This is a genomic window from Streptomyces sp. NPDC020742 (assembly GCF_040641675.1).
In the GTDB taxonomy this organism is placed as follows: Bacteria; Actinomycetota; Actinomycetes; order Streptomycetales; family Streptomycetaceae; genus Streptomyces.
In genome coordinates this window covers 228,010-238,633 of sequence record NZ_JBFAEA010000011.1, presented here as the reverse complement: position 1 = coordinate 238,633, position 10,624 = coordinate 228,010, and the positions used below count along the sequence as shown (strand labels likewise).

9 protein-coding genes are annotated in these 10,624 nt (G+C 72.8%); 7 read left to right on the top strand and 2 right to left on the bottom strand.

The features are described from left to right. Positions 1 to 272: 272 nt before the first annotated feature. A complete protein-coding gene (locus AB0G84_RS20880) occupies positions 273 to 686 on the top strand; it encodes an SsgA family sporulation/cell division regulator (protein ID WP_361322534.1) in 414 nt (137 codons plus the stop codon). A 97-nt stretch (positions 687 to 783) separates the two neighbouring features. Here AB0G84_RS20880 and AB0G84_RS20875 read toward each other — a convergent pair whose 3' ends face one another. Then, positions 784 to 1,563 (bottom strand): polysaccharide deacetylase family protein, encoded by a 780-nt coding sequence (locus AB0G84_RS20875; RefSeq protein WP_361322531.1) that lies wholly within the window; start codon positions 1,561 to 1,563, stop codon positions 784 to 786. A 156-nt stretch (positions 1,564 to 1,719) separates the two neighbouring features. Here AB0G84_RS20875 and AB0G84_RS20870 point away from each other — a divergent pair, with 156 nt between their 5' ends. Genes AB0G84_RS20870 through AB0G84_RS20855 form a run of 4 tightly spaced genes read left to right on the top strand, consistent with a single transcriptional unit; the run spans position 1,720 to position 5,039 of the window. Then, positions 1,720 to 2,424, top strand: coding sequence for a response regulator transcription factor (locus tag AB0G84_RS20870; protein WP_361322528.1), 705 nt, complete (start codon positions 1,720 to 1,722; stop codon positions 2,422 to 2,424). Further along, positions 2,421 to 3,995 (top strand): HAMP domain-containing sensor histidine kinase, encoded by a 1,575-nt coding sequence (locus AB0G84_RS20865; RefSeq protein ID WP_361322526.1) that lies wholly within the window; start codon positions 2,421 to 2,423, stop codon positions 3,993 to 3,995. Before AB0G84_RS20870 ends, AB0G84_RS20865 begins: the two co-directional genes overlap by 4 nt. Further along, entirely contained in the window at positions 3,992 to 4,606 is a 615-nt protein-coding gene (locus AB0G84_RS20860; RefSeq protein WP_361322524.1) for a hypothetical protein, read from the top strand. Before AB0G84_RS20865 ends, AB0G84_RS20860 begins: the two co-directional genes overlap by 4 nt. Before the next feature lie 31 nt (positions 4,607 to 4,637). After that, positions 4,638 to 5,039 carry a DUF1992 domain-containing protein gene (locus AB0G84_RS20855; RefSeq protein ID WP_361322521.1) on the top strand — a complete coding sequence of 134 codons (402 nt, stop codon included), beginning with the start codon at positions 4,638 to 4,640 and terminating at the stop codon, positions 5,037 to 5,039. 22 nt (positions 5,040 to 5,061) lie between these two features. Here the strand turns inward: AB0G84_RS20855 and AB0G84_RS20850 are convergent, their stop codons facing one another. Continuing rightward, positions 5,062 to 6,369 carry a hypothetical protein gene (locus tag AB0G84_RS20850; protein WP_361322519.1) on the bottom strand — a complete coding sequence of 436 codons (1,308 nt, stop codon included), beginning with the start codon at positions 6,367 to 6,369 and terminating at the stop codon, positions 5,062 to 5,064. Positions 6,370 to 6,510: 141 nt separating this feature from the next. Between AB0G84_RS20850 and AB0G84_RS20845 the strand changes: the two genes are divergently transcribed. Next, positions 6,511 to 8,397 carry a methylmalonyl-CoA mutase subunit beta gene (locus AB0G84_RS20845; RefSeq protein WP_361322516.1) on the top strand — a complete coding sequence of 629 codons (1,887 nt, stop codon included), beginning with the start codon at positions 6,511 to 6,513 and terminating at the stop codon, positions 8,395 to 8,397. Then, positions 8,397 to 10,619: a methylmalonyl-CoA mutase gene (gene scpA, locus AB0G84_RS20840; RefSeq protein WP_361322513.1), complete on the top strand. Its 2,223-nt coding sequence runs from the start codon at positions 8,397 to 8,399 to the stop codon at positions 10,617 to 10,619. Before AB0G84_RS20845 ends, scpA begins: the two co-directional genes overlap by 1 nt. Positions 10,620 to 10,624: the final 5 nt, after the last annotated feature.

Genomic DNA, 10,624 nt, shown 5'->3' with positions numbered 1-10,624 from the left:
CCGGCCGGCCGACACATCGGCAACAAGGCACAAACGGCCGGTTGGTCTGTGGGTCAGACCGGCTGGAAGAACGCTTCCCGATCCTCGCAGTTGGTACGGGGCGCCAGGGCTCTGCCCAGCGGGCGCGCGGACGGAGTCTCTGACGGGCCCATGGGCAACCCCCGTGCAGCATGAGATACCTCACACGTTCGTCGCGTGCACGGTGGGTGCGGGCAGAGCGTCCTACTGGACGAGCCACTACCGAGGCCCGACCGCCGTGAGGGAGCAGCGCGATGAACACCGTCATCGACCAAGCCGTCCAGGTCCGTCTCATCGCCACGGCCCTGGGTCCCTGCGCGGCCCCGGCGGTGCTGCACTACCGGCCCGCCGACCCGCTGGCCGTGCGGATGTCCTTCCCGCCGGAGATCTCGCTGGACGGCTCCGCGGTGTACTGGACGTTCGCCCGTGAACTGTTGGACGAGGGGCTACGGGAGCCGGCCGGGCGGGGCGATGTGCGGGTCCGTCCGGCCGGACCCGACCGGACCGTGATGGAGTTCCACGCGGACGAGGGCATCGCCATGGTCCAGTTGAGAACGGCCGACCTGCGGCGGTTCCTGGCCCGCTCCTACGCCTCGGTGCCCGCGGGCGCCGAGGCGGCGCACCTCGGGATGGAGCGGGACCTGGCGGAGCTGTTCGGCGCGGCCTGAGCGAGCGGGCGAGGCGCCGGGCGAGGGACCCGGTGGAGATGCCGGTGGCCGCCGCCCCACACTGGGGCGGCGGCCACCGGCGCGCCGGGCGAACGGACTACCGCTTGGGGAAGCCGAAGCCGTAGCCCTGCTGCTTCATCCACGGCAGCAGTCGGTCGAGCGACTCCACGGTCCGGGAGCGGTCGCCGCCGCCGTCGTGGAACAGGACCGTCGGCCCGTTGGGGAGTTCACCGCGCACGGTGGCCTCGATCATCTCGACGCTGCCGCCCTCGAAGTCCTTGCTGTCGACGTTCCAGCCGAGCGGGCGCATGCCGTGGTCGGCGGCGAGCTTTCGGCTGTACGGCGTGAAGGCGCCGCCGGGGGCGCGGTAGTACTCGACCTTGGCGCCACCCGCGGCATCCTCGATCATCTTCTGGGCGTCGAGGATCTGTCGGGACTGGTAGCTCTGCGGTTGGTGGTTCATGCCGGTGTTGTGGCTGATGGTGTGGTCACAGAGCTTGTGCCCGGCGGCCACCACCTGCTTCACGATGTCCGGGTGGGCCTTGGCCTGCGGGCCGATCATGCAGAACACCGCCTTGACATCGTGCCGCTTCAGCACGTCGAGGACCCGCGGCGTCCAGACCGGGTCCGGGCCGTCGTCGATGGTGATGTTCAGGCTGCGGCCGGGGCGGTCCGAGGCGTGCACGATCGACGGGTCGACCCGGGCGATCCGGGGTGCCTTCTTGGGCTGCTGGCCGGAGCCGAGGGCGTCCGCCTCCGCCTGGGAGGTACCGCCGAGTTGGCCGGAGGCGACGGCACCCACGATGCCCAGCGACACCACGGCTGCCGCCACCACCCCGATGATCCCGCCCTCGATACCGAAGCGCCGCCGTCCCATCCCGATCCCCGTCCCTGCTCTTGTGCCGGTGTCCGTCCGTGCGGTGGTGGGCGCTGGTCTTGTGCGCCGGCCACCTTCCACAAGGACAGATGCGCTTCGGGGCGAACAGGCTGCTCCTGTTACGGATCCATCATGAAACTTATTGATACTGGTGCCATGCCACGTGTACTTCTGATCGAGGACGACGCCGCCGTACGGGACGGAGTGACCCTCGCGCTACGGCGACGCGGCCACGAAGTGGCAGCAGCGGCCAGCGGCGAGGAGGGCCTCACCGTGCTGCCGGCCTTCCGTCCCGACATCGTGCTGCTCGATCTGATGCTCCCCGGCAAGGACGGCTTCCAGATCTGCCGGCTGATACGCGCCGAGCGGCAGTTGCCGATCATCATGCTCACCGCTCGCGGTGACGATCTGGACGTGGTGCTCGGGCTGGAGGCCGGCGCCGACGACTACATCGTCAAGCCGGCCCGCGGTGAGGTGTTGGAGGCCCGGATCCGTGCCGTGCTGCGACGGACGGCACTGCCCGCCGACGGTGCACCGGCCGCCGAGCCGGGGCCCGCGCCGGTCGAGACGTACGGCGCGCTGGCGATCGACCGGGCCGGGCTGGTCGTCGGCAAGGGTGGCCAGGACCTGGCGCTGGCGCCCTCCGAGATGAAGCTGCTGCTGTTCCTGTCCGCCACTCCGGGGCAGGTCTTCAGCCGCCAGCAGTTGCTGGAGCAGGTGTGGGAGCACAGCTACCACGGTGATGCCCGGCTGGTGGACGCGTGTGTGATGCGGCTGCGGACGAAGATAGAGGACACCCCGCGCAGCCCCCGGTACGTCCAGACCGTGCGGGGCTTCGGCTACCGCTTCGGACCCCTGTGAACCGCCTCGGCGGCCGGGTGCCCTGGCGCACCCTGCTGCGCGGGCTGCGGGCCCGGCTCGTGGTGGGGTTCCTGGTGGTGGCGGCGGTCAGTGCGCTGACCACCGCGCTGCTGACCTACCGTGAGGCACGTAACGCCATCCTCCAACGGTCCCAGGACATCGCCGTCAACGATCTGCGGGCGCAGGTCAATTCGCTGGCGCCGGAGCTCACGGTGCCGCCGGCCCAGGCGGACCTGAACAACTTCCGGGTCCAACTGGAGCGCTCCGGGAAGTCCCGCGAGTGGGACATATCCGTCCATTACCGCGGCGTTCCGGACAGCGACGAGGGCGCCGTGGGGCGTCCCGTGGTGATCCCCGCCGACCTCAAGGCGTCGGTGGAGAAGCGCCATGTGCCGGCCTTCCAGCGCATCGACCGGGCCGGTGACCCCTGGCTGCTGATCGGAATGCCGGTCCGGCAGTCCGACGGTGAGGCCTCCGCCCTGTCGGTCTATGCGCAACTTCCCCTCTGGGCCGAGGAGGAGAACGTCGAGGCCCTGGTGAGCGCCGCCCAGCGGGGCGCGCTTCCGGTGCTCGTCCTCACCGTGATCCCGGCGCTGCTGGCGGCGCGCGGGGTGCTGCGGCCGGTACGCGGACTGCGGCAGGCCGCCGGACGGATCGCCGAGGGCAAGCTGGACACCCGGCTGGAGGTCAAGGGCGCCGACGAGCTCGCGGACCTGTCCCGGACGTTCAACGACATGGCGGCCCGGCTGGAGGAGAGCATGGCCGAGCTGCGCCGGCTGGAGGCCAACTCCCGGCGGTTCGCGGCCGATGTCTCCCATGAGCTGCGCACCCCGCTGGCGGCGATGGCCGCGGTGACCGATGTGCTCGACGAGGACGCCGACTCCCTCGACCCCGACACCGCCTCCGCGGTCCGGCTGATCAGCCAGGAGACCGGCAAGCTGGCGCGGATGGTGGAGGACCTGATGGAGGTCTCGCGGTTCGACGCCGGGGCCGCCGCGCTGCACCTGTACGAGGTGGACGTCGCCGAGACCATCCGCAAGACGCTGCAGGCCAGGGCCTGGCAGCAGCGGGTGGCCACGGAGCTGCCGGAGGACGTGCGGGCCCGTCTCGACCCTCGGCGGCTGGATGTGGTGGTCGCCAACCTGGTCGGCAATGCGCTGCACCACGGCGGCGAGCCGGTGCGCGTGGTGCTGCACACGCCGGAGCCGGGCGCGGACCGGCTGCTGATCGAGATCTCCGACAGCGGCCCCGGGATCGACCCCGAGGTCCTGCCGCACGTCTTCGAGCGGTTCTACAAGGCGGACTCCGCCCGGGCCCGCTCCGAGGGCAGCGGCCTGGGGCTGGCCATCGCGATGGAGAACGTACGGCTGCACGGCGGGACGATGCGGGCAGCCAACTCCCCGGACAGGGGTGCGGTGTTCACGGTGGACCTGCCGCTGCGGCAGGATGAACCGGCCGAGACCGGCGGGGCCGGGGAAGCGGACGGGGCAGGAGAAGCGAGCGGGGCGGCGGAAACCGGCGGGAAGAGCGCCGGGACGCCCTCCGCCGCCGGGAAAGAGCAGCAGGTATGAACAGCACGGATGCCCGACCCACCGGGCGGAATCGGCGGTCCCGTGGACGGGTGCTGGCCTGGGTGGCCGGCGGCGCGCTCGCCGGTGTGCTGGCCGGCTGCGGCATCGCCCCCACCGATGTGATCGACGCCGGGGAACCCGCCACCGGCGTACGGTCACCGGGGCAGACCGTGGCCGACGTCCAGCTGTTCTTCTACGGCCCGTCCGGGCTGCGCTCGGCGGCCCGGTCGGCGAAGGGGCTGGTCGACCCGGAGGCGGCGATCCAACTGCTGATGGAGGGCCCGAACCACGCCGAGCGGATGCGCGGCCTGTCCAGTGCGCTCCCGAAGTTCCCGGGCCCGGTCACCGCCGAGGCCGGCAAGGGCACGGTGCGGATCAACCTGCCGATGAACGTCAAGCTGCTGGACCCCGGCGCGCTCAACCAGTTGGTGTGCACCGCGGCCAACGCCCGGGTGCCCGGCAACCGGCAACCGGATCACGTCGTGGTGACCGTGGGGGACGGCACGGTCCGGCTCGGCCCCCTGGTGTGCGGGGGCAACAACGCCTTCCCGGTGGTCCAGCCCACCCCGACGGGCACGCCCCCGAGCGGCACGGCCGGCGGCGTAGGCTGAGGGCAAGGCCGCATCCCTGGGGAGAGCTTCGATGACCGAGCGCAAACCACCCGGCGTTTCCTTCGAGACCTGGGTCGACAAGCAGATCCGCGAGGCGACGGAGCGCGGCGACTTCGCCGATCTCCCCGGGGCCGGCAAGCCCCTGCCCCACCTCGACCAGCCGTATGACGAGATGTGGTGGATCAGGGAGAAGATGAGCCGGGAGCACCTCTGCTACCTGCCGCCGAGCCTGGCGCTGCGCAAGGAGGCCGAGGACGCCCTGGCGACGGCTGCCGACGCCCCCAGTGAGGCCGCCCTGCGGCGCATCCTGACCGCGGTCAACGAGCGGATCCGCGCAGCGCTGCGCACCCCGCTGGAGGGCCCGCCGCTCCAGCTCACCCCGTTCGACGTCGAGGAGCAGGCGCGCAAGTGGCGGGAGCGGCACGGAGGTTGAGCCGTCCCGCGCGCTCCCCGGGTCAGGGGGCGGCGTGCGTGGTGCGGACCCGCAGGAACCGCGGGCGGTAGAGCTCCACCTCGTCGTTGACCCGGTCGCCGGCCGGGACGCCCGGCGGGCCGAGCCAGTTGATGTCGTAGCTGAGCAGCAGTGTTCCGTGCGCGGTGAATTCCGGGTGGGCCTGGGGGTTGTAGACGGCGACCCGTCGTGGTTCTGCGGTGGCCGGGCGGGGCGGGGTGAGGTGCCCGAGCGGGCCGTGCCAGGGGCCCTGGGGTGCGCAGGCCCAGTAGCCGGTGATCGTCCGCAGCCCGGCCGCGCCGCCCCCACCGGTGTCCATGGTGAGCAGCAGCCAGGCGCCCGGGCGCCCCGCGCCGCCCCGGCGGGCGGTTCCGGCGCCCGGGGGCAGAACGGTGAAGGCGCTGCCGACGCCCCGCTGCCCGTCGGCGGGCAGCACCGGCCGGGCCCGCTCGGGCCGCAGCCGCCAGCGGGTGCCGTCCCAGAACCGCCAGCCGGCACGGTCCGCGAGCCGCCCGGCCGGCACCCGGGCGAGGTAGGCGCTGGAGGCGGGTGCGGCGGGTGGGTCGTCACCGCCGAAGACGTAGGTCCAGCCGCCCCGCGCGACCGCGGCGGCGCCGTAGAGGACCCGCCGGCCCGGGTCGTGGGCGGTACCCGGTCCGACGGTCGCCCTGATGTCCTCCAGGTGCAGCCCGGGCAGCGAGAGGGTGGCGACCTCGGTGCTGTGCGGCGCGCCGAAGACCCAGGGCCCGGTGCCGGGCGTGCGGCGCCACAGCAGAACCCGGACGACCTTCTCCCGCGCCCCCGGCGTACGCGGCTCCACGGCGGCCTGCACCGGCCAGCGCCAGCCGCCGCCCGGCGGGTCGGGGAAGAACGGCCCGGGAGCGGCCGGGGTGCCGCCGGTCAGGGTGCGCTCCGGCCGGCCGGAACGGGACATCAGCACGGCGGAGTTGTGCCGCAGCAGCGGGGTACCACCGCCGTCCGCGGTGCGCCAACGGTGGTGCGCCCCCTGCGGGTTGGGTGGAGGCTGGATCCGGTCGAGGAAGGTGTCGGAGAAGAGCCAGAGCGTACGGCCGTCGGGCAGGCGCACCGAGTGGGTGCCGTCGCCGCCGGTCCAGTCGTCGACCCGGGTGTTGTCCTCGCCATAGCGGGAGAATGCGGTGGTTTGCCGGGAATCGACCGACCAGGAGGAGATCCGGCGCCCGCTGCACTGCGGGCGGTGCGCGGCGCCGGTCCGCGGCGGCGCCTCCGCCGACGTCTGGACCAGGAGCAGGGCGGCGGCGAGCGCGGTGCGGAGGGTCGGCGCCTTGGCCATGGTGCTCCTCGGTCGGTGCCCGCCCACCGTACAGAAGCGGTCAGCGACGCATAGATATGAACATCCATGAGTGGTCAACGAGTGCAACGTCACAGCTGGAGCCCCTGCTCCAGCTAACGGTCGTTCGCCTAGCCTGCTGCTATGACCGCCGAGTCCCCCGAACTCCCCCTGGCCGCCGCCTTCCCGGACGCCGACCGAGAGCAGTGGCAGCACCTCGTCGAGGGTGTGCTGCGCAAATCGGGCGCCGCACCGGCAACGGGTGCCGCCGCCGAGGACGCGCTCGCCACGGATCTCCAGGACGGGATCCGCATCCGCCCCCTCTACACCGCCGAGAACGGCACGGCTCCCCTGGGCCACCCCGGGTTCCCGCCGTTCGTACGCGGCGGCCGCGCCGAGGGCACGACCGTCGGCGGGTGGGACGTACGCCAGCGCCAGGTGCAGAGCGACCCCCGGCGCGCGAACGAGGCGGTGCTCGCCGACCTGGAGAACGGCAGCACCTCGGTGTGGCTGGCCGTCGGGGACGGCGGGGTGCCGGTGTCGGGACTGGCGGAGGCGCTCCGCGGCGTCTACCTGGACCTGGCGCCGATCGCCCTGGACGCGGGGGCCGATTTCACGCCGGCCGCCGAGGAGTTGCTGCGGCTGTACACCGAGTCCGGCGTACCGCTCGGCGAGGCCGTCGGATCGCTGGGCGCCGATCCGCTCGGGCTGCTGGCCCGTACCGGCGACGACAGCAAGCTGCGGGTCCAGCTGGAGGCGGCGGCCCGGCTGGCCGGGCGCTGCACCGCCGAGGCGCCGGGCATCCGGGCGCTGGCCGTGGACGCGCTGCCGTACCACGAGGCGGGCGGCTCGCCCGCCGAGGAGCTGGGCGCCTCGCTGGCCACCGGCGTCGCCTATCTGCGGCAGCTGACGCAGGCCGGCCTCGGTGTCGACGACGCCTGCCGGCAGCTGGAGTTCCGCTACTCCGCCACCGCCGACCAGTTCCTGACCATCGCCAAGCTGCGGGCGGCCCGCCGGCTGTGGGCGCGGGTGGCGGAGGTGTCCGGCGCCGCGCCGGAGGCCGCCGCGCAGCGTCAGCACGCCGTCACCTCCTCGGTGATGATGGCCCGTCGGGACCCGTGGGTGAACATGCTGCGCACCACGGTCGCCGCGCTGTCGGCGGGCGTGGGCGGCGCGGACGCGGTGACGGTGCTGCCGTTCGACGCCGCGCTGGGCCTGTCGGACGCCTTCGCCCGCCGGATCGCCCGGAACACCCAGTCGGTGCTGCTGGAGGAGTCGCACCTGTCCAAGGTGATCGACCCGGCCGGCGGCTCCTGGTACGTGGAGCGGCTGACCGATGAGCTGGCCCGCGCGGGCTGGGCGTTCTTCCAGGAGATCGAGGGCGCCGGTGGCCAGGCCGCGGCGCTGCGCTCGGGCCTGATCCGCGAGCGCCTGGCACGCACCTGGGAGCGTCGCAGCGCGGAGCTGGCGCACCGCCGTGAACCGATCACCGGTGTCAGCGAGTTCCCCCATCTCGCCGAGGCACCCGTGGTCCGTGAGCCGGCCCCGGCGCCGGTGGGCGGCGGCGGGGGCGGCCTGCCGCGGGTGCGCAGGGACGATGCCTACGAGCGGCTGCGGGCGCGCTCCGATGCGCACCTGGAGGCCGGCGGGGAGCGCCCGAAGGTCTTCCTGGCGGCCCTGGGCCCGGTGGCGGTGCACACCGCGCGGGCGGCCTTCGCCGGGAACCTCTACCAGGCGGGCGGCATCGAGACGGTGCAGGAGACCGTCGACGCCCAGTCGGTGGCCGAGGCGTTCGCACGCAGCGGCGCCGGGATCGCCTGCCTGTGTTCGAGCGATGCGGTGTACGGCGAGCAGGCGGCGGCGGTGGCGGCCGCCCTGAAGGCCGCGGGGGCGCGCCAGGTGCACCTGGCGGGCAAGCCCGGCGAGCGCCGGGAGGAATTCGTAACGGCCGGGGTGGGCTCCTTCGTCCACGTGGGCTGCGATGCGGTCGAGGTGCTGTCCTCGGCCCTGGACGTCATGGAGGTGGCGTGATGGACGACGCTACGCAACACGGGGGCGCCATCCCGGACTTCCGTACCGTGGAGCTGGGCGAGGCGGGCGGCGGCGCCGACACCGGCCGGTGGGCCGATGCCGTGGCGGAGGCCACCGGCAAGGGCGTGGCGGACCTGACCTGGGAGACACCCGAGGGCATCGACGTCAAGCCGCTGTACACCGAGGAGGACCTGGAGGGCCTGGACTTCCTGGGGACGTACCCGGGGATCACGCCGTACCTGCGCGGCCCCTACCCCACGATGTACGTCAACCAGCCGTGGACGATCCGGCAGTACGCCGGCTTCTCCACCGCCGAGGAATCCAACGCCTTCTACCGTCGCAACCTCGCGGCCGGCCAGAAGGGCCTGTCGGTCGCCTTCGACCTGCCCACGCACCGCGGTTACGACAGCGACCACCCGCGGGTGACCGGCGACGTCGGCATGGCGGGCGTCGCCATCGACTCGATCTACGACATGCGGCAGCTCTTCGAGGGCATCCCGCTGGACAAGATGACGGTGTCGATGACGATGAACGGCGCGGTGCTGCCCGTTCTCGCCCTCTACATCGTGGCCGCGGAGGAGCAGGGCGTACCGCCGGAGAAGCTGGCGGGGACCATCCAGAACGACATCCTCAAGGAGTTCATGGTCCGCAACACCTACATCTATCCGCCGCAGCCCTCGATGCGGATCATCTCCGACATCTTCGCGTACACCTCGCAGAAGATGCCGCGCTACAACTCCATCTCGATCTCCGGCTACCACATCCAGGAGGCGGGGGCGACCGCCGACCTGGAGCTGGCGTACACCCTCGCCGACGGCGTGGAGTACCTGCGCGCGGGCATGGCGGCGGGCATGGACGTGGACTCCTTCGCGCCGCGCCTCTCCTTCTTCTGGGCGATCGGCATGAACTTCTTCATGGAGGTCGCCAAGCTGCGGGCGGCCCGGCTACTGTGGGCCCGCCTCGTCCAGCGCTTTGACCCCAAGAACCCCAAGTCGCTCTCGCTGCGCACCCATTCGCAGACCTCGGGCTGGTCGCTGACCGCGCAGGACGTCTTCAACAACGTCACCCGTACGTGTGTGGAGGCGATGGCGGCGACGCAGGGCCACACCCAGTCGCTGCACACCAACGCGCTGGACGAGGCGCTGGCGCTGCCCACCGACTTCTCCGCCCGGATCGCCCGCAACACCCAGCTCTTCCTGCAGCAGGAGTCGGGCACCTGCCGGGTGATCGACCCGTGGGGCGGCAGCGCGTACGTGGAGAAGCTCACCCACGACCTGGCGCGCCGGGCGTGGCAGCACATCGAGGAGGTCGAGGCGGCCGGCGGGATGGCCAAGGCGATCGACGCGGGCATCCCCAAGCTACGGGTGGAGGAGGCCGCGGCCCGCACCCAGGCGCGGATCGACTCGGGCCGGCAGGCGCTGATCGGCGTCAACAAGTACCGGGTGGAGTCCGACGAGGAGATCGAGGTCCTCAAGGTCGACAACTCCGCGGTGCGGGCCCAGCAGGTCGAGAAGCTCAAGCGGCTCCGGGCGGAGCGGGACGAGGAGGGCTGCCAGAAGGCGCTGCGGGCGCTGACGGAGGCCGCGAAGTCCGGCCCCGGCGCGGGACTTGAGGGCAATCTGCTGGCGCTGGCGGTGGACGCGGCCCGGGCGATGGCGACGGTCGGTGAGATCTCGGACGCCCTGGAGGCGGTCTACGGGCGGCACTCCGGCCAGATCCGTACGATCTCCGGTGTGTACCGAGACGAAGCGGGCCCCTCCTCCGGTGTCGAGCGCACCCGGGGGCTGGTGGCCGAGTTCGAGCGCGCCGAGGGGCGCCGGCCGCGCATCCTGGTGGCCAAGATGGGCCAGGACGGCCATGACCGCGGCCAGAAGGTGATCGCCACGGCCTTCGCCGACCTGGGCTTCGACGTGGACGTCGGCCCGCTGTTCCAGACGCCGGCCGAGGTGGCCCGCCAGGCCGTCGAGGCGGATGTGCACATCGTCGGGGTGTCGTCGCTGGCCGCCGGCCACCTGACGCTGGTGCCCGCGCTGAAGGAGGCGCTGGCCGCCGAGGAGCGGGAGGACATCACGATCGTGGTGGGCGGGGTGATCCCGCCGCAGGACGTCCAGCCGCTGCGCGACATGGGCGCGGCCGCGGTCTTCCTGCCCGGCACGGTCATCCCGGACGCCGCGCACGACCTGGTGCGGGACCTGGCGTCGGCCCTCGGCCACGAGCTCTGATCGGG